Genomic DNA, 22,835 nt, shown 5'->3' with positions numbered 1-22,835 from the left:
CAATCGCGGTTTTCTCACAACCGCAGAGCCCGGAAGGCATCTGGTCACAGCCGGGTCACAGGCGTCACAGCCTTATCGGCAGCGCCAAGCCAGGCGTCGCCGTAGTCTCCTCCCAACATCAGTCGAGACGTAAAAACTCAAAAACGGAGACAGCCATGATCATCCCCGGTGCCGCCTTCTTCCTCGTTCTCGCTGTGCTGCAGTTCTTCATCATCGCCGACGGCCTGGTGTCCTGGTTCCATATGGACTGGACCATCGCCGCCAACTTCGCCGCCATGCTCAGCGGCCTGCCGCTGTTCGCCGCCTTCAACCTGATGCGGCCGCGCCGCCAGCCCCATCGTCACGAACGCGCCTGATTTTCTAAAGCCGCCTGATTTTCTAAAGCCGAGCATTTCCAACGAAGCGATATTTCCGCTCCGATAGCCCTCCCCGTCCGACCTGACCTGGAGCCCACCCTCCAGGTCAGGTTTTTTTATGGGCGACGATAAAAAAACACTCCGTACACGCGCTTGCAGCGCCTCTGCAATTTCGAGGTAGATCGGGCATTTTCTGCAAGAGGCCTCGCCTCGGGCGTGCCAAACCAGCGCCGTCAACGGGAACCTACGATGCGGAGTTCCGCGCATCGGATACGCAGTGCGAGAATAGAGTCCGTGCTATTCGGCTTGGATCGTGAGCAGTTAGCGCCACTCGCCAAACACCATTTGAATACGATTGAACGCTATACTCTGCATCGGCAGGGGCGCCGCATCCGGCGTAGGCAGAGGATTTGGCGTCGGTCGCGGCGCAACTCGACGAATAGCAGGGTAGTCATCCGAAAGAGGTACTCAGTCCGGAGACAGCACCCTGAATGGCGGCGCTTCTGCGTGTTCGTCCGTCCGAACGTTCCTTAGAAAAGCAACCGGGATTTCGCTAGGCTCGTTTGCATCACTTCGAACGCAATATTGCACACCACGGGTTACATCTCTTCTGCTAGGAGGGGACGAATGGACGGCACGTCAGTATTGCACATCGATCGCAACCAGCTATTCCGCGAGGGGCTGCGCCGCATCCTGGATGACTCACCCTTCTTTGTCTGTCACGAAGCCGTCGGCTTCTCCGATGGCCTCAAGGAAGTCGCGGCGCAAAAGCCCGGGATCGTCATCATCGATACCAGCGGCTATGGCGAAGTCCTGCCCGAACTGATGCTTACCGCCCGCTCGGTTGTCGTCCCGCCCCGCGTCGTCGTGCTCACCGACAGCGTCGGTATCCCGCGCCTGGCCAGCGCGCTGAGCGCCGGCGTGGATGGCTATCTGCTGAAGGACATGTCGGCCGATGCGCTCAAGCAGTCGCTGCGCCTGGTCCAGATGGGCGAAAAGGTGTTTCCCACCGATCTGGCCCATCTTCTGATCAACAACCGGTTTGTCTCCCAGAGCAACGGCCATGCCGAGCGCAGCAGCGGACTGTCGGAGCGCGAAACCGAAATCCTCTCCTGTCTGGTCAACGGCCATTCCAATAAGGCCATCGCCAACCGGCTGCAGATCACCGAAGGCACCGTCAAGGTGCACCTGAAAGGCGTGCTGAAGAAAATCCACGTCAGCAACCGCACACAGGCAGCGATCTGGGCCCTGCAGAACGGCATCGTGGCCGATGTCGTGCCGGATAATACCCTGATCTCGCGGGCCTGAGCCGCTCAGCTCAGATCGTTAAGCCCGATCCACAGATCGATCGGGGTCGCCGCGCCGCCGGACGGCGACAGGACGCCGCTGGCCGACAGGCCGAAACCCGGATCGAGCAGGCCAATCCACTGCATCATGCTGTCGGCCGCAGAGCCGCTGCGCCCGTAAGGGTGGGTCGCCGCACCGCCAAAGCCGCCCATATTGCCCCAGCCCAGTCCGGTGCCGAGGCCGGTGGGCCAGCCGCGACCAGCCCGCGCACTCGATGTCACCGCCTCACCGCTGGGCAGGCGCAGGAAGGCCTGACCATTGCGGCGCGAAACATCCAGCAGACTGCCATCAGCGCCACGCACCAGGTTGCGCGGCCGGCTGCCCAGCAACTGGGCATTCAGAATCACCTGACGGGCGCCGAAGCTGATGCCGGGGCCGCCGCCGGATCCATAGGGCATATTGCCGGCCTGGGCCCGGGCGCCGCCGCCGGAGACCGCAAGCACTGCCGCCAGAACGAAGGCTCCAAGCAGCGCACGATGGGTAAAAGCAGGCGTCATGGCATGTCTCCCTATCTGGAAAAGGACAGTAAGGCCTTTGCAGGGCGACGTAAGGCCGGATGACGGCCCTGCCTCCTCTGCGCCACCGCTGGGCTTTAATTGCAAATTTTCATGCGCTCGAAAGAGGTATATCTACCTCTGATTTTGTCGTGGTCAGGCCATGGGCCGCGGCAAAAACCGCAACCGCCGTCCGATTCTGCATGCGCAATTTATGCGTCACCAGGTGAACCAGCGTCTTAACCCGGCTCTCGGCCAGGCCGCTGACCATGGCGATTTTCCGGTTCGATAATGCCGATCCGACATAAGACAGCATCTGTAATTCTTCCGGCGTCAGGTGCCCCACCACATCAAGGCGCAGGCGATCGGTCTTCAGGCTGTGCAGCAGTGTGTCCGAGACCGACATGTAACCCTTGATCGCCAGCTCGAGCATATCGACCGGGACATCGCCGTATTCTTCGCGCAGCAGCAGGCCGCAATTATTCTGCGCCCGGCTCACCACATCCAGCATCTGACTGTTCGACAGAATCACCACGGCACGCACGCCAGACAGCGTTTTCTGCGTCGATTCGAGCCGATGATCCCACAGCCAGATCAGATCGTCGGCTTCGATCAGAACGACATCGGCCAGCGCGCAGGTGCGATCGAAGGCATCGCCGATCCGGGGATCGATGATGCCGACCAACTCCCACTGCGTGAGCCGCGTCACTTCGTGATGCAGCGCCCACGCGAGATCGGACTTCCGTGAGGCGACGAGAACGCGTCGACCGGTGGACATTTTACTTCCCTGTTTTTGCCGATGTTTGCTGCGGAGGATCGAAGCGATCCTCCAGACACCACTCTTATATAGGGCGGCACAGCACTGATATCGCTTAGTACGCATGCTGCTGCAAAACAAACAAGGCATCGGCGGTAGCGCTCTACCCAGAGAGCGAAACAGCATCGCAGGCAGCATACCCCCTTTGCGCAGAAATCCGCCCGCCTGATTTCTTTCGTCGCCTGCCGCAGTCCCTATTGTGGCGAAACGAGATCACGGCGTTGGCGCAGACCACGAAATGCAAATTCGGGCGGGCGCCAATACCACAACAGGCGGGAGATAACGGTGCGCTCTTTACCTCTGATAGCCATAGCTGCCTTGTCGCTGAGCGCCTGCTCTGCCCAGGGCGTCTATTCCAAGCAAGGCGTGCGGCCGGCCTACGGGCTGCCCGTCACCAACAACGACACGCCGTATTCGCAGTGCCTGACGGCGCTGGCCAGGCTGCCGGGCAACAACCTGCCGGTGTTCACGGTGGGCGAAGTGGCCGACAAGACCGGCCAGGTCGACCGCTCCAACAACGGCGCCGTGGTCAGCCAGGGCATCACCGAGATGATGATCAGCGCGTTCTACAAGACGCGCCGGGTCTACCTGGTCGAGCGCTTCGACCTGCGCATCCCGCTGGCCGAGGCCCGCATGGTCGAGCAGAAGCTCGCCGTCGCACCGGCCCAGACCGCGGCTCCGATCCGCGCCAGCAACTTCGTCGTCATGGGGGCGCTGACCGAGCTGAACTACAACATCGTCAGCGAAGGTGCGCGGCTCTCGGTCAGCGGCATCGGCGGCGGTGCGCGCACGGTGGTGATCAATGTCGGCCTCGATATCCGGGTCGTCAATTCGCAGAGCTTTGACGTCCGTTATGTCAGCTCGCTGCAAAAACAGATTTTTGGTTATGAGGTCGAAGCAAACGTCTTCCGTTTCTTCGGCTCAAGGCTCGTCGAGTTCGACGCGGGACGTATTCAAAACGAACCGCTGCAGCTCGGTGTGAGGTCCGTCGTCGAAATGGCCGTGTACCAGATCATGACGGATTATATGGGTCTGCCGACCTCGGCCGAGTGCCAGCTCGAACGGACTAGCTACGCAGAAGAATCCCTGTCCAAACCCAAAGGAGAGACCAAATGAAGCGCACTCTGAAAGCTGGCCTTCTGGCCAGTGCATCCCTGGCCGCCATCACGCTGATGATCGCCAGCCCCGCCCAGGCCTTCGACGATGTCGATTGGAAATGGGATCTCAGGATCAATGAGCACATCAATACCAATGTGAGCGTTGATGTGAACATCGACCCGACCGGTCTGGTCCTGGTGGAAAGCCAGCAGATCAACATCGGCGATGTGAGCTCGAAGTCGATCGTCAGCGGCATCTACAACTACCAGCCGTCGACCGGCGGGACCGTGGATCTCGGCACGACCGACATCCAGTTCCATTATGGCATTGGCGGCGTCCTGATCGAGGACGGCTTCAAGAGCCCGAACGTGACGGCTGCCGGCGTCAACGAAACCGACCAGCCGCCGAATATCAACGGCACTGTGACGGCGACCGTTGACCTGGGCACTGTCGAAGTGCCTGCCGTTGCCGCCCTGAATGCCGAAGCCAATCTGCCTTCGGTCATCAGTGCTGCCACGGCCGTCGGCAACAACCTGAGCGTGGCGTCCGAAGTCGGCGTGCAGCTGCATGTCGGCCAGTTCGCCTTCGGTGATGGCAACAGCAGCCCGAGCATCAATGGCTTTGGCGGCGGCGGCAACCACCACCACAACAGCAGCGACAATTCCAACCTGACCCTGTCCGACACCCTGACCAATCTGGTCATGGGCGGCGATCTGGTGAAGGCGAATATCTCTGCCAAGTCGAAGGTGACGGACATCCTGAACGCCACTGTCGACAGCTCGGCCACTGCGGTCGGCAATAACCTCAGCGTCTCGGTCGAGCCCATCTCGCCCCAGAACGCCATGGTCATCGCCGACATCACCCAGTTCGCCTACGCCGATGTGACGGCGAAGTCGAAGGTGTCCGGTGTGTCGATCAATAACTACACCGGCCTGGGCAGTCTGACTCGCCCGGTCGTGAACTCGGTTGCGACTGCGGTTGGCAACAATGCCTCCGTCTCGGTCAAGACCCCGGTGGTTGCGGCTCCGTAACCATCGTTGGTGGCGGGAGAGAGGGTGGTCCCCCTGCCTTCTCTCCCCCTGCCGATACCGTTCCTCTTATCCATGGAGACTGTCATGTTCTGGACCAATCTCTCGTCCCTTGCCGTACTCACCGTACTGGCATTCGCAAGCCAGCCCGCCACGGCCCAGCAGATGGGTCGCGAGGGTTATAACTTCCCTGTCCGCGCCCCCAGCATGTCCGCGCAGTTCGAATTCCAGGAGCGTATGCAGAGCAGCAGCAGCTCGTCCAGCACCGCTGCCGGCATGGGCGCGCTGAACCAGTATGTCACCCAGTACAATTCCAGCTCGACCGCCATCGCCAACATGAACCAGGTCAACCAGACCGTGAATGGCGGAACGGCGACGGCGACCGTATCGGCCGATCAGTCGAGCACCGGCAACCAGGATTCTTCGGCCAGCACCAAGGCCAAGATCGACAATTCGGTTGTCATCAACAAGACCACCAACAACACCCAGCCGTAAGACAGCGCGGCAGGGAGATCGGTCATGCACGGGCGCTGGATGCAGGCCATGGCGCTTTATGCGATCTCCCGCCGCTGCCTGGGTGTCGACGGGGCGCCGGCGGAAATCCGCCCGGCGAATGCCAGGCCGGTCTCGCCAGCGCGGGTCACAATGCTGGCGCAGGCCGCCAATGTCGGCGATGCCCGCGCGCAATACATGCTCGGCGTCCTGGGCCTGGTGGGGAAACTGGGCGCGACGGGCCGGCGCAAGGCGCATGCCCTGCTGGCCGCTGCCGCCATGCAGAACCATGCCGGTGCCTGCTTCGTGCTCGGCATCCTGCACCAGAAGGGCGCGCTGATCCCGGTAAATCCGGTGAAAGCCGTCCATCTGTTCCAGAAGGCCGCGCGCCATGGCCATGCCCGGGCACAGAATGCGCTGGCCCAGCTCATGCTGGCCGGCAGCGGCACCCCGCGCGATGTTGCCGGTGCCATCGCCCTGTTCGAAGTCGCCATCGCGCAGGATCTGCCCGAGGCCAAGGCCAATCTCGGCGCGCTCTACATCCACGGCTATGGCACGACGGAGAAACTGGAACGCGGCATTGAACTGCTGCGGGCAGCCGCCACCAGCGGCGTAACCGAAGCCCAGCATTATCTGGCCTGGCTGTATCAGACGGGACTGCGCCTGCCGCAGAATACCGATGCGGCACGCCTGTGGTATGGCATGGCGGCCGACCAGGGCAAGATCAAGTCGCAATACTATCTCGCCATTCTGCTGCTGCGGCAGAGCAATGAATGCTACGACCCCGTGACTGCGCTGAAATGGCTGCTGGTCGTGGCCACCGGACTCGATCCGGTGCTGAAGGAGGCCGCAGGCAAAGCCATCAACACTCTGGCGCCGCAGCTCTCGGCCGACGCCGTCGCCAGCGCCACCGATGGCGCCCTGCAATGGCTGCATCGCCACAAGGCCCAGGAGAAGGCGGCGTGGACGCCGGTAAAGCAGCAATGACGGACGCCCCCGGTCCTGCATCGCGCGCATCGCGGGCCCGCATCGCCACGGGCAGCCGGCTTGCCGCACTGGTTCTGATCGGTCTGGTGGCCGGCTGCTCGCCGCTGCTGCCGCTGCTGGGCGCGGCGCTCGGCGGGTCTGACGGCAATGCATCGCGGCTGAGCGGGCCGTTTGCCGGCGCGCCGTCGGCGGCCCAGAACCGGCGCCCGGCGGAGTCTCCCGTCGGCGACGGGGTGGCCAATATCGATGACCGGGTGAAACAGGTCTGCCTGGCGCAACTGCCGCCGCCCGAGCCGGCGCCGACCAGCGGCTGCAGTCCGCGCGATGTCTGCCTACCGGGCAGCGAGCGGCCGTTGCGCATGCGGGTCTGCGCTGCCGTTGTCGCCAGCGACGCCGCGCTCTTGGTGCCGACCCCGCCCAATCGCGACTGGCATTGGTCCGGCGAGGCCGCAGTGCCGTCCGGGAATCTCTGAGGCCGGCAATACCGGCCGAACCCGCGCTTTCCCCTCGTCATCGTCATCCCCGCGCAAGCGGGGATCCAGACTATCGGATCGACCGGGCCCCCGCTTTCGCGGGAGCGACGAAATGGGATGGCTGGAACAGTCGGGCTTATCGCGCCTTGCGTTTGACCTTGGCCCCTGCCGCCGCTTTCTTCACAGCTTTCGTCTTGACTGAAGACTTCACCGGCTTCGCGGTGCGCCGCACCGCGGCCAGCGCGTCGCGCATCCAGTCGCGCAGCTCGTCGGCATCCATCAGCACGTCTTCGGGCAGTTCGTACCAGCGCGGGATCGCGCGCTGCTCGCTCTTGCGCGTATAGGTGAACGGTCCCATCCCCGCCGCCGTGAAACGCGGCCGGGTCTGGTCGTCGACCACGAAATACAGCGTGTTGCGCAGGATCACGGCGAACAGCTCGCCGTCGATGCGCAGGCCGCTGCCGCCGAACAGCCGTTCGCGCTGCACCGCGCCCATGCCGGTCGCCCGCATGCCATCGAGCACGTATTCGACAAAGCCGCTGTCCGATGCCACCGGCACCTCCTTGAATTCAGGCTGTCGTTCATTATATGTTCTATTTTCGCTGTTGACCATTGTGAATCGCTGAAAAGCCGAGCCGCGGGAAACTGGACGCCACTGGACAGAACTGGTCCGCAACTGGCCGGAACTGGCCTTCAACTGGCTCGAACTGGCGTCCGATGGGCACGGAACTGGCCCCCAACCGGACGCAACTGGCTCCCAATTGGCAGGGGCCGGCGCCAACCGGTTCTTGAAAATCAACAGCTTGTCGGGAAATTGTCAGCCGCGGGCGGTGCGACGGGCCAGTTTGTGGCTGTACATCATCTGGTCGGCGGCGGCCAAGGCGGCGCCGGGGTCTTCGCCGGGCTTGAGCGGATAGACGCCGTAGGCGGCATCCAGCGGCAGCGACTTGCCCTCCCAGTGCAGCGGCCGGCGGCGGATCGCATCGGCCAGCTGGTCGGCCTTCTCGCGGCCCTGCTGGGCATCGGTCTCGCTCAGGATCACACCGTATTCGTCGCCGCCCAGGCGCGCGACGCTGTCGACCTCGCGGGTGTTGTCGATCAGCACCTGGCCGACCTGGATCAGGGCGGCATCGCCGGCGGAATGGCCATGTTTGTCGTTGATCTCCTTCAGGCCGTTGAGGTCGAAGTAGATCAGGCAGGACGGCCGGTTGTAGCGTTCGACATGGGCCATGGCGCGGCTCAGCTCGCGCACGAAAGCCCGGCGGTTATACAGCGGCGTCAGCGTATCGCGGTCGGCCAGGCGCTCCAGTTCGGCCAGGCGGTGACGCGTGCGGTTGAGTTCGGTGCGCAGCTGGTCCACCTCGCCCATCAGCCGCATGATGGCGTCGCGCACGCGCGGCGTCAGTTCGACTTCGGGGATGCCCATGACGGTGGCGGTGGCGCCGGGATCGGCCACCGGCTTGACGCTCGCGGTGACCGCGCCGCCCTGCGGCGTCACCGGGCGCATGGCTCCGCCCGACGATCCCACAGGAGTCGTCGTCAGAGGCGAGCTCAGCCCGATCGGTCGGCGGTCTTCGATTTTCGCCATGCCTGCTTTCTCCGCCGACCCTTCTGGTGCGGCAGCCTGCGCTATTTCTGCCGCAGGCAGCGTTAACAAACCATGGATCGGCCGGGCTGACCACCATGGCCGCACCCGGGGCGGCAACCGCCGCTTTACAGCCCGACCCCGCTCCCTATAATCCGCCGCTTTCCGCGACATGGAGTAAAACGATGGCGCCGCGTCAGGGTTCGCCGGCCACCCGGAAGTCTTCCGGGAAATCCCAGCAGAAGCCGCTGGTGGGCATCATCATGGGCAGCCAGTCCGACTGGGCCACGATGGAACATGCCGCCCAGGTGCTGGCCGCGCTGGGCGTGCCGGCCGAGCATCGTATCGTTTCGGCCCATCGCACCCCACAGCGACTCTATGACTATGCCCATGCGGCGGCCGGTCGCGGCATCCAGGTGATTATCGCCGGGGCCGGCGGTGCCGCCCATCTGCCGGGCATGGCGGCGGCCATGACGCATCTGCCGGTGCTGGGCGTGCCGGTGGAAAGCAAGGCGCTCAAGGGCCTCGACTCGCTGCTCTCGATCCAGCAGATGCCGGGCGGCATCCCGGTCGGCGCGCTGGCGGTCGGCAAGGCCGGCGCCATCAATGCCGGGCTTCTCGCGGCCGCGATCCTGGCGCTGAACGACCCGGCGCTGTCGAAGCGCCTGCAGGCCTGGCGCGCCAAGCAGACCCGGGCGATCAAGATCGCGCCGGTATCGGAGAAGAAAAAGAAGTGAGCCATATCGCGCCGAGTATTGCTCCTGGCAGCACCATCGGCATTCTCGGCGGCGGCCAGCTCGGCCGCATGCTGGCGATCGCTGCCGCCCGGCTCGGTTATCACTGCCATGTGTTTGCGTCGGAGGCCGATCCGCCGGCCGCCGAAATGGCGGCGAAGATCACACGCGCCGATTACACCGACGACGCAGCGATGGCCATCTTCGCCAGGGCCTGCGCCGTCGTGACCTATGAATTCGAGAATATCCCGCTCGATCCGGTGGCGAAGATCGCCAAGCTCGTGCCGGTGCGGCCCGGCACCGAAGCGTTGCGCATCACCCAGGATCGCATCTTCGAGAAAGAGTTCTGCAACGGCCGCGGCATTGCCACCGCGCCCTGGCGCAAGGTGACCAGCGTCGCCGAGCTGGAATCCGCCATCGATGCACTGGGCCTGCCGCTGGTGCTGAAGACCTGCCGCATGGGTTATGACGGCAAGGGCCAGGTGAAAGTGGCAAAGCGCGAAGAGGCCGCGGCCGCTTTCGCCGCGCTGAAATCAGATCACCTGATCGCCGAAGGCTTCGTGTCCTTCCGGCGCGAACTGTCCGTCGTGCTGGCGCGCGGCCTGGACGGCAGCATCGTCTCCTGGGGTCCGGTGGAGAATATCCACCGCAACCATATTCTCTGGCGCACCCATGTCCCGGCCGTCATCAGCCCCGACCTCGCCGCCCAGGCCGAGCGGATCGCCGCCAGCCTGGCCGAGGGGCTGGATTATGTCGGCGTGCTGGCGGTCGAACTGTTCGACTGCGGCGACCGGATCCTGGTCAACGAGATGGCGCCGCGCGTCCACAATTCCGGCCACTGGACCCTGGATGCCGCCACCACCTCGCAGTTCGAGCAGCATATCCGAGCCGTCTGTGGCCTGCCGCTGGGCTCGGGCGAGCGGCTCTGCGACGCCGTCATGGAGAACCTGATCGGCGACGAAATCGATGCCTGGCCCCGCCTGCTGGCCGAACCGGACACAAAACTGCACCTTTACGGTAAGGCCGAGGCCCGTCCGGGCCGGAAAATGGGCCATATTAACCGCCTTTACCCCAAGGGCCGGGCTCCACAACCATAAGTCTGGCGGAAAGCAGCCAATTCCCCTTGGCGGCGGGCGGCCCAACGTCTATAGTAAGGTTAATAGGAATTAACCAAGACCGCCGAGAACGGTGGTCTTGCCGGCCCCGCGCCAGAATGCGCCACGGTCCGGTGAGGTAGACGATCATGGCGATCGAGAGTGCAGTTTCCGGCGTAGGCTCCTTCCAGCCCCGGACCCAGAGCAGTTCAAGCAGCGGCACCGATAACCGGGCCGTGCAGTTCTCGCTGGACAGCGCACCGGCTGCGGAAGCTGCTGCGCCGCAGATCATTCTGCCCAATTCGACTGCCGCTAAGATCAACTCCTACCAGCAGGCCAGCGCGCTCGCCAACGAGACTTCGAGCAGCTTCAGCGCGTCGGATACCAGCAGCGAAACCGTTTCTGCCCCGCGCTCTGAGCCCGGCCAGAACAACGTCTCGGCGCTGAACTACAGCGCCAGCGGTGCTGCCAATTCGCCCAGCAGCGCCAGCCAGGCCGGTCGCCTGGTCAGCCTCTCGGTCTGATCCCGCCTGACAATTTGAGCCTTTAGGCCCGCCGCAGGTTGCGGAACGGGTTCGGCAGTCTGTCGACCAGCTTGTCGAGCTTGCCCTTGGCCTGCTGGATTTTCATGACATCGCCCAAGCGGCGGTCGAGAAACGCCGCCGTGGCGGCAAAGCCTTCCGACTTGTCGTCCAACCAGTGCAGCAGGGTTGCGCCATAGACGCCGGCCAGCAGCATGCGCTTGGTGTAGAAGTTGAAGTCTGTGGCGGTGTCGCCGGCCGCATACCAGATCGCATCCACCGTGCGGTAAAGCTGCCGCAGCGCGCGCGGCGCATGGGCTGGCAGGGTTTCCAGGGCCAGCGCACGCCGCACCGCCTCGCGATGGGCGGCCACCAGTTCCAGCCGCACCAGCACCGCCGTCTTGACCCGGTCGCGCACCTTCATCGCCGCGAGGTCACGGCTTTCCAGGGCATGCAGCATGGCCCGGTCGGTCTCCGCCACCCAGAAATCCAGCGCCTCAGCCGCGCCGCCGGGAAAGGCCCGCGCCACCATCGCCGCATCCTGGCCGCTGTCGCTGGCCGCCTGCATCAGGGCCCTGGCAGTCCAGCCATCGAAGGCGATATGCGGCAGCAGCGCCGCCAGCAGGGCGCGTTTTTCGGTCAGAAGATGCCCAGAAAGATTTTCAGTTTCGCTCATTCTTCCTGCTCCTCGGCTCGCAGGCTGGCACGGTGGCGCAGCTCGCTCTCGAATACCAGATCCTTCAGGTCGTCCATGCGCTGGGGATAGAGAATGCCGTCCAGATGATCCAGCTCGTGCTGCACCACCCGGGCATGCCAGCCGCCCACCTCGCGCGCCAGCTGCTGGCCGTCGGGCAGCGTGCCCTCGTAGCGGATGCGCGTATAGCGCGGCACCAGGCCGCGCAGCCCCGGCACCGACAGACAGCCCTCCCAGGCCATGTCCTGCTCCTCGCCCAGCGGCTCCCAGCGTGGATTGACCAGGGTGACCAGCTCGCGCTCGCCATTGCCCTCGTCCGGGGTCAGGAACACCGCCACCCGGAGCGGCACATGCACCTGCGGCGCCGCCAGCCCCTGACCGGGGGCATCGATCATGGTATCCACCATGTCGCCGATCAGCTGGCGGATTTCCGGGGCCGTCGGGTCGGGGACCGAGTCGGCGGGCCGGGCCAGAACCGGATGCCCCATCTTCGCGATCTTCAGAATAGCCATGGCCCGAGCCTAAGTCAGCCGGACGGGCCGGCCAAGCCGCCAGAAGACTTATTTCCATCAAAGGCTTAACACTGGGCAAGATTCCCGCCGGCTTATCCACAAAGCCGCTTCACAAAGCCCTGCCCCCATGCTAGAACCCGCCACCTGCCGGGGCTCGCGCCCCGCAACCGAATTTCTATTGCCACTCCCGAAAGGATGGGACCCGACGTGCAAGTCCTGGTTCGCGACAACAATGTCGATCAAGCCCTGAAGGCGCTGAAGAAGAAGATGCAGCGCGAAGGCATTTTCCGCGAGATGAAGCTGCGCGGCCATTACGAGAAGCCGTCCGAGCGCCGGGCCCGTGAAAAGGCCGAGGCGATCCGTCGCGCCCGCAAACTGGCGCGCAAGCGCGCCCAGCGCGAAGGCTCGGTCTGAGACCCCTTCTCCAGACACGCATCGAACGAAGCCGCCGCAAGGCGGCTTTTTTCATGGCGGTTTTTCAATCTCTTTTGGCCTAGACTACGCCATCAACAGCAAGGGAGCTCGGCGGCTTGCATCAGAATGAGCTGCTCCTGCAGGGCCTCGACCACCTCGACCAGGGTATAAGCGTCTTCGACAGCGCCCTGAAGCTGGTGGCCTGCAATCGCCGTTATCTCGAACTGCTCGACTTCCCGCCGCATTTCGGCACGCCGGGTACATCGGTCGAGACCTTCTACCGCTTCAATGCCCGGCGCGGCGAATACGGCCCCGGCGACCCGGAAACCCAAGTGCAGGACCGCATCGCGCTGGCTGCGCAATTCCACCCGCATCAGATCGAGCGGGTCCGCCCCAACGGCGTGGTGCTCGACATCCGCGGCACACCCTTGCCCGGCGGCGGCTGGGTCACGGTCTACAGCGACATCACCGAACGCAAACAGGCTGAAGCGGCGCTGCTGCGCGCCCAGAGCGATCTGGAGCGCGCCGTCCAGGATCGCACGACAGAACTGCGCGACAAGAACCAGCTGATGGATGTGGTGGTGGCCAATGTCAGCCACGGCATCAGCCTGTTCGATACCGAACTGCGGCTGCTGGTCAGCAACGATCTTTTCCTCAGGCTTTTCGACCTGCCGCCGGAACTGGGCCAGCCCGGAACGCCCTTCGAGGCGTTGATGCGCTGGAATGCCGAGCATGGCGAATATGGCCCCGGCGATGTGGAAGAGATGGTTGCCGAACGTGTGGAACGCGCACGGGAAATGACGCCGCATCGGATGCAGCGCACGCGCCCGAACGGCCGGATTATCGAAGTGATCGGCACGCCGGTGCCCGGTGTCGGCTTTGTCACATCGTATTCCGACATCACCGAACTGCGTCGTGTGCAAGACCAGCTGCGCGACCTGGCCCATACGCTGGAAGCGCGTGTCGACGAGCGCACGGTGGCGCTGACCAAATACATCGCCGAACGCGAAGCCACCGAGCGCGAACTGCTGCATGCCAAGGAAATGGCCGAAGTGGCCAATCGCTCGAAAAGCGCCTTCCTGGCCAATATGAGCCACGAATTCCGCACGCCGCTCAATGCCATTATCGGCTTCTCAGAATCGCTGCTTGCTGGCTATTTCGGCCAGATGACACCGAAACAGCGCGAGTATGTCGACGATATCCACAAGTCCGGCGAACATCTGCTGCAGCTGATCAACGACGTTCTGGATCTTGCCAAGGTGGAAGCCGGTCGCATGGAGCCGCATATCGAGGCGCTCGATCCCCGGCATGTGGTGATCGACAGTCTGGAAATGATGCGCCTGCAGGCCGAGCGCGCCAATGTCGACCTCAGCACCACCGTGCCCGACGGCCTGCCGCTGCTGCATGCCGACGAACGCATGCTGCGCCAGATGCTGCTGAACCTGCTGAGCAATGCGGTCAAGTTCACGTCGGCCGGCGGCAAAGCCTGGGTTGCCGTCACGCTGCGCGACCAGGTGCTGCATATCGCTGTGCATGATACCGGCGTTGGCATGGCGCCACAGGATATCCCCAAGGCCCTGGCGCCGTTCGGTCAGGTCCGCGGCGTGCTGAGCCGCGATCACCAGGGCACGGGCCTGGGGCTGCCGCTGGTAAAATCCCTCGCTGAACTGCATGGCGGCCACCTGACCCTGCAATCAGAGCCCGGCAAGGGAACGGTAGCGACTATCAGTCTGCCGCTGCGGCGGACCGAGAACGTCAGGCCGGAACAGAAAAGCGCCTGACCCTCAGGGACAGGCCGCGCGGGCCGCGCGCTGCAAGCCCGCATAGTGTTGCGGCGTCTCGTCGCCGGCACTGAGAGAGGTGAGGAAAGCCAGCAGATCGCCGGCCTCCCCGGCGCTCAGGCGCAGCGGTTTCAGGATCGCCTCCCCATCGGCATGCAGCCGGTCTTCGTCCAGGTCGGAGTAATGCATCACCACATCGCGCAAGGCCGCCTTGCTGCCGTTATGCATGTAGGGCGCGGTGGCGGCCAACTGGCGCAGGCCCGGTACCTTGAACTCACCCCAGTTGCGATGGAATTGCGTCACATGCCGCACCGGCACGGCGGCAGCGCCATCGGGGTCGTCGTTATAGGATCCGAGCAGGTTGAAGCGATTGTCCTTCAGCCGGGCAATGCCCTGATGCCGGCCGGGATCGACGCGCTTCGTCGAACCGCTGCCGACGAAGAACGGCAGGCCGGTATCGTGGAACTCGCCATTGGTGAAGGCCGGCCCGACATGACAGGTGGCGCATTGGCCCCGCCCGATAAACAGTGCCAGGCCACGCTGGGCCGGCGGCGGATACAACGCCATGGCCGCACGGTCATTGGCCGCCAGCGCGTCGCGAAAATCGTCAAAGGCTGTGCGCGCGGTGACCAGGGTCTCCTGGAATGCAGCCAAAGCCTTGGCCGCCAGCACCAGCAGCGCTTCGTCATTGAGTGCAGCGGCATCGGATTGCACGGCCCGGGCCAGACAGGCCAGTGGCTTGTCCTCACGCAGCAGCCGGGCCGTCGCTGCGGCTGATCCTCCCATTTCCTCGGGTGCAAGAATGGGGCGAATGGCGGCAGCCCAGAGGCTGTCGCTGGCCCCGTCCCAGCCATGCCAGCGCTGCAGCCGCGCATTGAGCAGACCCGGTGCGTTGCGATCCAGCAACTGCATGCCCAGGCTCTGCGGCCGTCCGTCGCCCCAGCCTTTATCGGGCTGATGACAGCTCTGGCAGGAAATATCGCCGCGCGCCGACAGGCGCGGTTCGCCAAACAGCACAGCGCCGAAACGGATGGCTTCGGCATTGCCCGACAGGCGATTGGTGCGATCCGGCGGCAAGGCCGGCGGCCAGGGCCCATGAGACAGAATGCGGCGGACCAGCGGGGCGCTGTCGAAGGACGGCAGATCGGCAGCGATCGCCGCCATGCTGCCCAGCAGTATGCAGAGGCCAGCCAGAACCGCGCGGATCATTGCGCGTCGTAGCGGAAGGTCAGCCTTTCGGAAGCGCCGACACCGGCGAAGTCGAAGCTGAACTCCCATTCGCCCGGCATATGCAACAGCAGACCTTCGGCGCGATAGACGCCCCAGTCCTTCTTGATGATCTTGGGCGTGTAATTCATGCCATGACGGTGCGCCGGCATCTGCGCATCGACCTGGGTCATCCGTGGCAATTCGGCCATGCGGGCATCACAGATCCAGATATCCAGCGCAAAGGGTGTGTTCAGCGGAATCGGCGCCGGATCGGACAGCGCGATCACCTTAAAGCGCGGCCCTTCGACGATCCGGGCGTTGATCGGGATATCGGCGCAGGCCAATGCCGGGCCGCCGGCCAGAACCAGCAGCACCGCCAGAGCCACTGGTCGCAGCAACATCGGACTCACTGCCCCTTGAATCCGGTGCGCGCGAACAGCGCCTCGGCATTGCGATAGGCGATCTTTTCCGCCAGCGGCACCGGCAGGTCGACCAGCCAGCCGCGCGACCATTTGGCGTGCTCCTCGATATAATGCCAGCGCTCGGGCGTGAAGGTATCCGTGCCGACCATGAAGCGATCCGGGAACGCCTCGAACAGGGCGCGCCAGGCGGCATCCACCTTGCCCTGGCTCGCATGATCGTTGCGGAAGGCCAGATCGGCCCAGAGATTGGGGTGGCGTTCCAGCAGGGCACGCACCGCATCGGGGCGGTCGAAGCCGGAATGGGCCCAGAGGATCAGGGCATCCGGATCCTGCCTGAACATCCGTTCGACCGCATCGGCATCGCTATGGGCATGCAGGAACAGCCTGTTCTGCTTGGCCAGCTGCACCATGCGGCGCGGCACCGGCAGATCGGCATCGGCGCCATAGAGGTGGAATTCGCCGATCCCGACATAGCGGTACTGCGCCAGCCGTGCCTCCAGATGAGTGACGATGGTGTCGTCACGGAACCAGGTGCTGAGTTCGCCGCGGCTGCGATAGGGCCGCAGGACCGGCACGATCAGGTCGGGTGCCGCCTTGTAGAGCCGCTGGGTGCCCTCATCGCTGGAACTCGATACCGCTACCTTGCGCAGATTGGAGCGACGGAGGATGGCAATAGCCTCCTCCGTGGGCACCGAGATCCAGGCATCATGGCTGTAATGCACATGGGCATCGATCAGCGGCATCACGGCCGGCTGGGCCTGGACCGCCAGGCTGGCAGTCATGATCGCGGCAAAGGCAAGAAGGCTGGGTCGAATCATCGGTCGCTCCGGTTGACCAGGCCAGTTTATGCCAGAACCGGGCCTCCGGCACGGTAACAAAAACGACAGCGGCCCCGCAGGTTAATGCGGGGCCGCCGGGTTTTTTACTGCAGGATGCCGAGATTACTTGCCCCAGACTTCCTCGGCGAGCTCGACGATCATGCGCAACTTGGCCCACTGCTCCTCTTCGGCCAGCACATTGCCCTCTTCGGTGCTGGCAAAGCCGCATTGCGGGCTCAGGCAGAGCTGGTTGAGGTCGGCATATTTGGTCGCCAGCTCGATACGCTTCCGGATGTTGTCCTTGGTCTCCAACTGACCGGTCTTGGAGGTGACCAGGCCAAGGATGACCTGCTTGTCACCCTTGGGCAGGAAGCGCAGGGGCTCGAAGCCGCCCGACCGCTCGTTGTCATATTCCATGAAGTAGCCATTGACCTTGATCTTGTCGAGCAGCACTTCGGCCACCGGCTCGTAGCCACCCTTGGAAATGAAGGTGGAGCGGAAATTGCCACGGCAGAGATGCATGGTGATCTGCATGTCGGCCGGCCGGTCGGCGATGGCCGTATTGATCATCTCGGCGTATTTCATCGGCAGGCTTTCCGGATCGTCGCCGCGCTGGCGCGACAGCTCGATCTGTTCCGGATCGCAGAGATAGGCCAGGTTGGTTTCATCGAGCTGCAGGTAGCGGCAGCCGGCCGCGGCGAAATCCTGGACGGCCTTCTTGTAGGCCTGACCGAGGTCTTTGAAGAAATCATCCAGGTTCGGGTAGATGTCCTTGCTGATGGCGTTCCGGCCACTGCGGAAATGCAGCACGCTGGGCGACGGGATGGTCATCTTCGGCGTCGCCTTGGCATGCGCCTTAAGGAACTTGAAGTGATCGACCATCGGATGGCCGGAATAGCCGATCTTGCCGGTGACCCGCACACCTTCGGCACGCGTCTGCACGCCGGAGAACTGGATGCCCTTCTCGGCCGAGGTGTAATACTCCACGCCATCCAGACCACCGAGGAAGTCGAAATGCCACCAGGAGCGGCGGAATTCGCCGTCGGTGATGCTCTGCAGGCCGACATCCTGCTGTTTTTTAATGACCTGCTCGATGGCCTTGTCCTCGACCGCTTTGAGCTGGTCGGCGCTGATCTTGCCGTCCTTGCGCTGGGCACGGGCTTCCTTCAGTTCCTGCGGGCGCAGCAGGCTGCCGACATGGTCGGCACGGAACGGCGGCTTCTGGCGTTGCATGTTTCTCTCCCTCTTCAATGAACTCAATGGGCAGTATCGGATACCGAGAGCCAGCCCTCAAGCCGCGCCGGATCGGCCCGCAATTCGGCGCTGTCGGCGGCATGCACGATGCGGCCACGCTCCAGCACCACCACGCGGTCGGTGATGGCCAGCAGTTTCTTGGCATTCTGTTCGACGATGATCGCCGACAGCCCCTCTTCCCGTGTGATGCGGCGCAGGGCCGCCAGCAGTTCCTCGACGATGATCGGCGCCAGGCCTTCCAGCGGCTCGTCCAGCAGAACCAGCTTCGGGTTCAGCATCAGGGCGCGGCCGACGGCCAGCATCTGCTGTTCGCCGCCTGAGAGCTGGTTGCCCATATTGCGGCGGCGCTCGGCCAGGCGCGGAAACATCTCGAAGACGCGATCCATGCCCCAGGGCCCCGGTCGCGCCACCGCGGTGAGGTTTTCCTCCACTGTCAGCGAGCGAAAGATATTGCGCTCCTGCGGCACCCAGCCCAGGCCGGCGACGGCACGGCGATCCGAGCGCAGGCTGGTGATATCCTGACCGCCCAGACCGATGCGACCGCCGCGGTAACGGGTGGCGCCGACCAACGTGTTGATCAGCGTGGTCTTGCCGGCGCCGTTGCGACCCAGCAACGCCAGCGACTGGCCGGCTGCCAGGCTGAACGTAACGCCATCCAGCACGATGGCTTCGCCATAGCCGGCGCGCAGGTCCTCGACCACCAGAAGCTCAGACATCGACCAGCTCCTCGCCGAGGTAGACTTTCTTGACGCGCGGGTCGCGGGCGATCTCGGCGGCCGGACCTTCCACGAAAAGACCGCCATTCACCAGAACCGAGATCGTTTTGGCGAAGCGGAACACCAGCTGCATGTCATGCTCGATCAGCACCAGCGAGACCGCGGCCGGCAGTGCCGCGATGACATCGAGAATCTGGTGCCGCTCGGTTTCCGGCACGCCGGCAGCGGGTTCATCCAGCAGCAGCACGGCCGGTTTGGCCGCCAGCGCCACGGCGATTTCCAGCAGGCGCTGCTTGCCATAGGCGATCGTCTCGGTGCGCTGGTCACGCACATCGATCAGGTTCAGTTGCAGCAGGAGGGCTTCCGCCTCGTCGACCAGATCACGGCGCTGCCCGACCGGGCGCCACCAGCCGGTTGCGGCACCCTCGCGCTCGGCGATTGCCAGCACGATATGCTGCAGCGGCGTGAGATCGGCGAACAGCTGGTTGATCTGGAAGGTCCGCGCCAGGCCGCGTTTGACCCGCTTGTAGGGCGGCAGTGCGGTGATGTCTTCGCCTTGCAGCAGGACGCGGCCCGAGGTGGGCTGCAACACGCCGGTGAGCAGGTTCACAAACGTGGTCTTGCCGGCGCCATTCGGGCCGATGAGCGCATGGCGCGCCCCGGCCGGCAGCGAGAAGCTGACATCATTGGTGGCGACCAGGCCGCCGAAAGCCTTTCGCAGAGCCTGGGTTTCGAGGACGGCGCTCATTTTGCGCCGCCTTTCCCGAACCGGGCCGACACCCATTCGCGGCCGGACTGCACGAAGCCGAGGATGCCACCCTTGCCGAACAGCACGACGGCGACCAGTACAAGGCCGAGCCAGAACTGCCAGTATTGCGGCGTGATGGCGGCCAGGAAGTCATACATGAACTTGAAGATGATCGAACCGATAACAGCGCCCCACAACTGGCCGCTGCCGCCCAGCACGAGAATGAGCATGGCGTCGGCGGAGCGGTGGAAATCGAGAACATCGAGCGAGACGAACTGCGAGGTCTGCGCCAGCAATGCGCCGGCGATACCCGCATAGACAGCGGCGATGGTGTAGATGGTCACCAGCCGCAGGTTGGTCGGCACGCCCATCGCGCCGGTGCGCAGGTTATTGCCCTTGATGGCGCGCAGCAGCAGGCCGAAGGGCGAATTCACCAGCCGGCGCGCGATGTAGAACAGAATGAACAGCACGGCGAGGCTGTAGCCGTAGGCCGTCTTGCCGAAGATGTCGAACTCGAACAGGCCCAGCACCGGGCCCATGGTCACGCCGGTGAGGCCGTCGGCGCCGCCGGTGATGCTGCTGAACTTGTTGGCCAGTTCGCGCAGGATCAGCGCCACGCCCAGCGTGACCATCAGCTTGGTGAGATCCGAACCGCGCAGCAGCAGGAAGCTGGTGACAAACCCGAGCAGGCCGGCCGCAATACCGGCTACGAACAGCCCGGCGATGGGATCGGTGAAGCCATGCTTGCCCAGCAGCCCGGCAACATAGGCGCCCAGGCCGAAAAAAGCGCCGTGGCCGAGAGAGACGATGCCCGCATAGCCCAGGATCAGATCGAGCGACAGCACGAACAGCGCAAGGATGGCGATCTCGTTCAGCAGCAGCACCTTGCTGGGGGCCAGCCAAAACAGACTGACCGCAACAAACCAGAACAGGATTTCCAGCAGGCGCCAGCGCGCCGGCGCCAGCAGGACGCCGGTTGCCGTGGCGGTGTCGGGTCTGAAGTAAGACAGCAGAGCGGACATTACAGGGCCTCAGCGCGCATTGGCACGGCCGAACAGGCCCTGCGGCCGCACGATCAGCACAACCACCATGATCGTGTAGATGATGAAGCTGCCCACGGTGGGCACATAATACTTGCCGGCCACATCGGCGATGCCGAGCAGAATCGAGGCCAGCAGCGGACCGGTCAGCGTGGTGGTGCCGCCGACACTGATCACCACCAGGAAATAGATCATGAATTTCAGCGGGAATGTCGGGTCCATGCCGAGGATCTCGGCGCCCAGCACACCACCCAGTCCGGCAAGGCCGGAGCCGAAAGCAAAGGTAAAGGTGAAGATGAGATTCACATTGATCCCCAGGCCGCGGGCGACGCGGGCATCGTCCACGGCGGCGCGCAGCTGGCTGCCGAAGCGGGTACAGGACAGGATCAACTGCAGGGCAATCGCCAGAACCAGACAGATGGCGATGACAAACAAGCGATAAACGCCAAAATTCACGCCGAAGAAATCGATGCGGCCACGCAGGGACGGCGGCAGGGTGATCAACTGCTGCTGTGCGCCCATGAAATAGTCGATCGCGGAAACCGCCATGAACACCAGGCCGATGGAAAACAGAACCTGGTCGAGATGGCTCTTCGTATAGAGGCGGGCATAGAGCGTCCGCTCCAGCACAGCGCCAAGCGCCGCAGATACCAGGAAGCCGGCAGGAATGCAGAGAAAGAAGGAAACTCCGAAACGATTCATCAGCACGACGGTGAGATAGCCGCCAGCCATGGCGAAAGCGCCATGGGCAAGGTTGATGAAGTTCATCAGGCCCAGCGTCACCGACAGGCCGCAGGCCAGCACGAACAGCACCATGCCATAGGCAAAGCCGTCGAAGAGAATTGTAAGCACACCGATCTCTTTTTTAGAGGAGGTCTCTTTCGAAAAACGGCCGGCGGGATGAGCCGCCGGCCGCTGTTACGTCAGGCAGGTTCGCTCAGCGGGCCTTGATGTTCGGAATGTTTGCGAATTCGACGTTGTAGAGTTCGCCATTCACCTTCTCGACCTTGCGGATATAGACCGTCTGGGTCACATCGCGCGTTTCCGGATCAATGGTGACCGGACCGCGCGGGCTGGTCCAGCTCTGGCCCTTCATGGCTTCCAGCAGCTTGGTGCCGTCGGTGTCGCCATTGGTCTTCTTCAGCGCCTGGTAGATCAGGTGCATGCCGTCATAACCGCCAACGCCATGGAAGTTGGCGCGAAGGCCGGTGGCCTTCTTCATGCCTTCGACCACCGCCTTGTTTTCCGGCGAATTATGCGCCGCCGAATAATGGAAGGAGGTGACAACGCCCAGCGCCGCATCGCCCATGCCGTTCAGGATGTCGTCATCCGTCACGTCGCCGGTGCCGATCAGCCGGATACCGTCCTTGGCGAGCTCACGCTCTGCGAACTGCTTCATCACGGCCGAGCCGATGCCCGAGGGAACGAAGACGAAGAGCGCATCCGGCTTGGCATCCTTGGCGCGCTGCAGGAAGGGCGCAAATTCCGGATTGGCCATCGGCACGCGCAACTCAGCCAGCACTTCGCCGCCGGCCTTGGTAAAGCCTTCCTTGAAGGCCTTTTCGGCATCGAGACCCGGGCCGTAATCGGCAACCAGCGTGACCACCTTCTTGATGCCGTTCTTCGCGGCCCAGTCGGCCAGCGGCGCGGTAACCTGCGGCAGGGTGAAGCCGGTGCGCACGATATAGGGCGACTGGGCCGTGATCATCTGCGTGGCGGCAGCCATCACGATGGTCGGAATCTTGGCCTGGGTGGCAATCGGCGCCGTGGCCAGCGCCAGCGGGGTGAGACCGAAGCCGGCCAGCACGGTGACCTTCTCGTTGACCACCAGTTCCTGCGCGATGCGCTTGGTAACATCGGCGACGCCGGTATCGTCCTTGACGATCAGCTCCACCTTCTTGCCGGCAACCGTATCGCCGTTCTGGGCCATGTAGAGTTTGGCCATGCCTTCGATCTGACGACCGGTCGAGGCGAAAGGCCCGCTCATCGGCAGGATCAGGCCGATCTTGACCGTCTGCTGCGCATAGGCGCCAGCGGAGGCGAAAACGCCGAGCGCCGTGGTGGCAACAGCGGCAAGAAGATGTCTGCGGTTCATTGGTTTCCTCCGGTTTTTATTTTTTTGATGCCTCGTTCGGTATTCGCACACGAGTACACCTGTCCAACACTTGTCACGGACTTTGGCGAAACGCCCAAAAGATGCA

General features: G+C 63.8%; 27 protein-coding genes. 12 read left to right on the top strand and 15 right to left on the bottom strand.

The genetic code is table 11. The annotated features are described in order from the left end of the window. The first annotated feature begins 155 nt into the window (after positions 1–155). Both AC1ROT_RS16800 and AC1ROT_RS16795 read left to right on the top strand, forming a co-directional pair. Positions 156–356 (top strand): hypothetical protein, encoded by a 201-nt coding sequence (locus tag AC1ROT_RS16800; RefSeq protein ID WP_492971412.1) that lies wholly within the window; start codon positions 156–158, stop codon positions 354–356. A gap of 627 nt (positions 357–983) precedes the next feature. Then, a complete protein-coding gene (locus AC1ROT_RS16795) occupies positions 984–1,664 on the top strand; it encodes a LuxR C-terminal-related transcriptional regulator (protein ID WP_492971413.1) in 681 nt (226 codons plus the stop codon). A gap of 5 nt (positions 1,665–1,669) precedes the next feature. Here AC1ROT_RS16795 and AC1ROT_RS16790 read toward each other — a convergent pair whose 3' ends face one another. Both AC1ROT_RS16790 and AC1ROT_RS16785 read right to left on the bottom strand, forming a co-directional pair. After that, the gene (locus AC1ROT_RS16790; RefSeq protein WP_493000360.1) at positions 1,670–2,200 is read right to left on the bottom strand and encodes a hypothetical protein; all 531 of its coding nucleotides are present in this window, start codon (positions 2,198–2,200) and stop codon (positions 1,670–1,672) included. Between the two features lie 109 nt (positions 2,201–2,309). Next, positions 2,310–2,975, bottom strand: coding sequence for a LuxR C-terminal-related transcriptional regulator (locus AC1ROT_RS16785; protein ID WP_492971415.1), 666 nt, complete (start codon positions 2,973–2,975; stop codon positions 2,310–2,312). Between the two features lie 357 nt (positions 2,976–3,332). On the opposite strand from AC1ROT_RS16785, the gene AC1ROT_RS16780 reads away from it, so the two are divergent. The 5 genes from AC1ROT_RS16780 to AC1ROT_RS16760 all read left to right on the top strand — a co-directional run bounded on the left by AC1ROT_RS16780 (position 3,333) and on the right by AC1ROT_RS16760 (position 7,092). Beyond that, positions 3,333–4,130 carry a CsgG/HfaB family protein gene (locus AC1ROT_RS16780; RefSeq protein ID WP_492971416.1) on the top strand — a complete coding sequence of 266 codons (798 nt, stop codon included), beginning with the start codon at positions 3,333–3,335 and terminating at the stop codon, positions 4,128–4,130. Further along, positions 4,127–5,143, top strand: a complete 1,017-nt coding sequence (locus AC1ROT_RS16775) for a hypothetical protein (protein ID WP_493000358.1) — start codon at positions 4,127–4,129, stop codon at positions 5,141–5,143. Before AC1ROT_RS16780 ends, AC1ROT_RS16775 begins: the two co-directional genes overlap by 4 nt. An 84-nt stretch (positions 5,144–5,227) precedes the next feature. After that, positions 5,228–5,635 carry a hypothetical protein gene (locus AC1ROT_RS16770; protein ID WP_493000356.1) on the top strand — a complete coding sequence of 136 codons (408 nt, stop codon included), beginning with the start codon at positions 5,228–5,230 and terminating at the stop codon, positions 5,633–5,635. A gap of 24 nt (positions 5,636–5,659) precedes the next feature. Further along, positions 5,660–6,619 carry a tetratricopeptide repeat protein gene (locus AC1ROT_RS16765; protein WP_493000354.1) on the top strand — a complete coding sequence of 320 codons (960 nt, stop codon included), beginning with the start codon at positions 5,660–5,662 and terminating at the stop codon, positions 6,617–6,619. Then, entirely contained in the window at positions 6,616–7,092 is a 477-nt protein-coding gene (locus AC1ROT_RS16760) for a hypothetical protein (protein WP_493000352.1), read from the top strand. The genes AC1ROT_RS16765 and AC1ROT_RS16760 overlap by 4 nt, the downstream gene beginning before the upstream one ends. Positions 7,093–7,228: 136 nt before the next feature. Here the strand turns inward: AC1ROT_RS16760 and AC1ROT_RS16755 are convergent, their stop codons facing one another. Beyond that, a complete protein-coding gene (locus tag AC1ROT_RS16755; RefSeq protein ID WP_493000350.1) occupies positions 7,229–7,645 on the bottom strand; it encodes a TfoX/Sxy family protein in 417 nt (138 codons plus the stop codon). A gap of 264 nt (positions 7,646–7,909) precedes the next feature. Continuing rightward, positions 7,910–8,680, bottom strand: a complete 771-nt coding sequence (locus AC1ROT_RS16750) for a GGDEF domain-containing protein (protein ID WP_492971422.1) — start codon at positions 8,678–8,680, stop codon at positions 7,910–7,912. Between the two features lie 182 nt (positions 8,681–8,862). Between AC1ROT_RS16750 and purE the strand changes: the two genes are divergently transcribed. The 3 genes from purE (at position 8,863) to AC1ROT_RS16735 (ending at position 11,029) form a co-directional block, all read left to right on the top strand. Further along, the gene (purE, locus tag AC1ROT_RS16745) at positions 8,863–9,414 is read left to right on the top strand and encodes a 5-(carboxyamino)imidazole ribonucleotide mutase (RefSeq protein ID WP_493000348.1); all 552 of its coding nucleotides are present in this window, start codon (positions 8,863–8,865) and stop codon (positions 9,412–9,414) included. Further along, positions 9,411–10,508, top strand: coding sequence for a 5-(carboxyamino)imidazole ribonucleotide synthase (locus AC1ROT_RS16740; RefSeq protein ID WP_493000346.1), 1,098 nt, complete (start codon positions 9,411–9,413; stop codon positions 10,506–10,508). Before purE ends, AC1ROT_RS16740 begins: the two co-directional genes overlap by 4 nt. 146 nt (positions 10,509–10,654) lie before the next feature. Further along, entirely contained in the window at positions 10,655–11,029 is a 375-nt protein-coding gene (locus tag AC1ROT_RS16735) for a hypothetical protein (protein ID WP_493000344.1), read from the top strand. Positions 11,030–11,051: 22 nt separating this feature from the next. Here the strand turns inward: AC1ROT_RS16735 and AC1ROT_RS16730 are convergent, their stop codons facing one another. Both AC1ROT_RS16730 and def read right to left on the bottom strand, forming a co-directional pair. Continuing rightward, complete coding sequence (locus tag AC1ROT_RS16730; RefSeq protein ID WP_493000343.1) at positions 11,052–11,702, bottom strand: COQ9 family protein; 651 nt, start codon at positions 11,700–11,702, stop codon at positions 11,052–11,054. After that, the gene (gene def, locus AC1ROT_RS16725) at positions 11,699–12,232 is read right to left on the bottom strand and encodes a peptide deformylase (protein ID WP_493000341.1); all 534 of its coding nucleotides are present in this window, start codon (positions 12,230–12,232) and stop codon (positions 11,699–11,701) included. The genes AC1ROT_RS16730 and def overlap by 4 nt, the downstream gene beginning before the upstream one ends. A 207-nt stretch (positions 12,233–12,439) precedes the next feature. Between def and rpsU the strand changes: the two genes are divergently transcribed. Further along, complete coding sequence (gene rpsU / locus AC1ROT_RS16720; protein ID WP_492971429.1) at positions 12,440–12,646, top strand: 30S ribosomal protein S21; 207 nt, start codon at positions 12,440–12,442, stop codon at positions 12,644–12,646. A gap of 116 nt (positions 12,647–12,762) precedes the next feature. Next, the gene (locus AC1ROT_RS16715) at positions 12,763–14,427 is read left to right on the top strand and encodes a sensor histidine kinase (RefSeq protein ID WP_493000340.1); all 1,665 of its coding nucleotides are present in this window, start codon (positions 12,763–12,765) and stop codon (positions 14,425–14,427) included. Positions 14,428–14,430: 3 nt separating this feature from the next. Here the strand turns inward: AC1ROT_RS16715 and AC1ROT_RS16710 are convergent, their stop codons facing one another. The 9 genes from AC1ROT_RS16710 to AC1ROT_RS16670 form a co-directional block, all read right to left on the bottom strand. Further along, positions 14,431–15,636, bottom strand: coding sequence for a cytochrome-c peroxidase (locus AC1ROT_RS16710; RefSeq protein WP_493000339.1), 1,206 nt, complete (start codon positions 15,634–15,636; stop codon positions 14,431–14,433). After that, complete coding sequence (locus AC1ROT_RS16705) at positions 15,633–16,037, bottom strand: hypothetical protein (protein WP_492971432.1); 405 nt, start codon at positions 16,035–16,037, stop codon at positions 15,633–15,635. Before AC1ROT_RS16705 ends, AC1ROT_RS16710 begins: the two co-directional genes overlap by 4 nt. Before the next feature lie 5 nt (positions 16,038–16,042). Next, entirely contained in the window at positions 16,043–16,876 is an 834-nt protein-coding gene (locus AC1ROT_RS16700) for an amidohydrolase family protein (protein WP_493000337.1), read from the bottom strand. A 123-nt stretch (positions 16,877–16,999) separates the two neighbouring features. Further along, positions 17,000–18,109: a 5-methyltetrahydropteroyltriglutamate--homocysteine S-methyltransferase gene (locus tag AC1ROT_RS16695; protein WP_492971434.1), complete on the bottom strand. Its 1,110-nt coding sequence runs from the start codon at positions 18,107–18,109 to the stop codon at positions 17,000–17,002. A 23-nt stretch (positions 18,110–18,132) separates the two neighbouring features. After that, a complete protein-coding gene (locus AC1ROT_RS16690) occupies positions 18,133–18,846 on the bottom strand; it encodes an ABC transporter ATP-binding protein (RefSeq protein ID WP_493000335.1) in 714 nt (237 codons plus the stop codon). Beyond that, complete coding sequence (locus AC1ROT_RS16685; RefSeq protein ID WP_492971436.1) at positions 18,839–19,594, bottom strand: ABC transporter ATP-binding protein; 756 nt, start codon at positions 19,592–19,594, stop codon at positions 18,839–18,841. The genes AC1ROT_RS16690 and AC1ROT_RS16685 overlap by 8 nt, the downstream gene beginning before the upstream one ends. Next, positions 19,591–20,616 (bottom strand): branched-chain amino acid ABC transporter permease, encoded by a 1,026-nt coding sequence (locus tag AC1ROT_RS16680; protein ID WP_493000333.1) that lies wholly within the window; start codon positions 20,614–20,616, stop codon positions 19,591–19,593. Before AC1ROT_RS16680 ends, AC1ROT_RS16685 begins: the two co-directional genes overlap by 4 nt. A gap of 9 nt (positions 20,617–20,625) precedes the next feature. Then, positions 20,626–21,486 (bottom strand): branched-chain amino acid ABC transporter permease, encoded by an 861-nt coding sequence (locus tag AC1ROT_RS16675; RefSeq protein WP_493000331.1) that lies wholly within the window; start codon positions 21,484–21,486, stop codon positions 20,626–20,628. A gap of 85 nt (positions 21,487–21,571) precedes the next feature. Continuing rightward, positions 21,572–22,729 carry an ABC transporter substrate-binding protein gene (locus tag AC1ROT_RS16670; RefSeq protein ID WP_493000329.1) on the bottom strand — a complete coding sequence of 386 codons (1,158 nt, stop codon included), beginning with the start codon at positions 22,727–22,729 and terminating at the stop codon, positions 21,572–21,574. Between the last annotated feature and the right edge of the window lie 106 nt (positions 22,730–22,835).

The organism is Ferrovibrio sp. GW821-FHT12E11, assembly GCF_058806975.1.
This window is presented reverse-complemented; position numbering and strand designations above follow the sequence as displayed.

Excerpts from the sequence above, each read along its gene's own strand:
- AC1ROT_RS16775 (WP_493000358.1), top strand. The coding sequence starts at position 4,127 with ATGAAGCGCACTCTGAAAGCTGGCCTTCTGGCCAGTGCATCCCTGGCC.
- AC1ROT_RS16790 (WP_493000360.1), bottom strand. The coding sequence starts at position 2,200 with ATGACGCCTGCTTTTACCCATCGTGCGCTGCTTGGAGCCTTCGTTCTG.
- AC1ROT_RS16680 (WP_493000333.1), bottom strand. The coding sequence starts at position 20,616 with ATGTCCGCTCTGCTGTCTTACTTCAGACCCGACACCGCCACGGCAACC.
- purE (WP_493000348.1), top strand. The coding sequence starts at position 8,863 with ATGGCGCCGCGTCAGGGTTCGCCGGCCACCCGGAAGTCTTCCGGGAAA.
- AC1ROT_RS16730 (WP_493000343.1), bottom strand. The coding sequence starts at position 11,702 with ATGAGCGAAACTGAAAATCTTTCTGGGCATCTTCTGACCGAAAAACGC.
- AC1ROT_RS16685 (WP_492971436.1), bottom strand. The coding sequence starts at position 19,594 with ATGAGCGCCGTCCTCGAAACCCAGGCTCTGCGAAAGGCTTTCGGCGGC.
- AC1ROT_RS16750 (WP_492971422.1), bottom strand. The coding sequence starts at position 8,680 with ATGGCGAAAATCGAAGACCGCCGACCGATCGGGCTGAGCTCGCCTCTG.
- AC1ROT_RS16765 (WP_493000354.1), top strand. The coding sequence starts at position 5,660 with ATGCACGGGCGCTGGATGCAGGCCATGGCGCTTTATGCGATCTCCCGC.
- AC1ROT_RS16710 (WP_493000339.1), bottom strand. The coding sequence starts at position 15,636 with ATGATCCGCGCGGTTCTGGCTGGCCTCTGCATACTGCTGGGCAGCATG.
- AC1ROT_RS16695 (WP_492971434.1), bottom strand. The coding sequence starts at position 18,109 with ATGCAACGCCAGAAGCCGCCGTTCCGTGCCGACCATGTCGGCAGCCTG.
- AC1ROT_RS16800 (WP_492971412.1), top strand. The coding sequence starts at position 156 with ATGATCATCCCCGGTGCCGCCTTCTTCCTCGTTCTCGCTGTGCTGCAG.
- AC1ROT_RS16705 (WP_492971432.1), bottom strand. The coding sequence starts at position 16,037 with ATGTTGCTGCGACCAGTGGCTCTGGCGGTGCTGCTGGTTCTGGCCGGC.
- AC1ROT_RS16690 (WP_493000335.1), bottom strand. The coding sequence starts at position 18,846 with ATGTCTGAGCTTCTGGTGGTCGAGGACCTGCGCGCCGGCTATGGCGAA.
- AC1ROT_RS16795 (WP_492971413.1), top strand. The coding sequence starts at position 984 with ATGGACGGCACGTCAGTATTGCACATCGATCGCAACCAGCTATTCCGC.
- AC1ROT_RS16700 (WP_493000337.1), bottom strand. The coding sequence starts at position 16,876 with ATGATTCGACCCAGCCTTCTTGCCTTTGCCGCGATCATGACTGCCAGC.
- AC1ROT_RS16760 (WP_493000352.1), top strand. The coding sequence starts at position 6,616 with ATGACGGACGCCCCCGGTCCTGCATCGCGCGCATCGCGGGCCCGCATC.
- AC1ROT_RS16670 (WP_493000329.1), bottom strand. The coding sequence starts at position 22,729 with ATGAACCGCAGACATCTTCTTGCCGCTGTTGCCACCACGGCGCTCGGC.
- def (WP_493000341.1), bottom strand. The coding sequence starts at position 12,232 with ATGGCTATTCTGAAGATCGCGAAGATGGGGCATCCGGTTCTGGCCCGG.
- AC1ROT_RS16770 (WP_493000356.1), top strand. The coding sequence starts at position 5,228 with ATGTTCTGGACCAATCTCTCGTCCCTTGCCGTACTCACCGTACTGGCA.
- AC1ROT_RS16785 (WP_492971415.1), bottom strand. The coding sequence starts at position 2,975 with ATGTCCACCGGTCGACGCGTTCTCGTCGCCTCACGGAAGTCCGATCTC.
- AC1ROT_RS16735 (WP_493000344.1), top strand. The coding sequence starts at position 10,655 with ATGGCGATCGAGAGTGCAGTTTCCGGCGTAGGCTCCTTCCAGCCCCGG.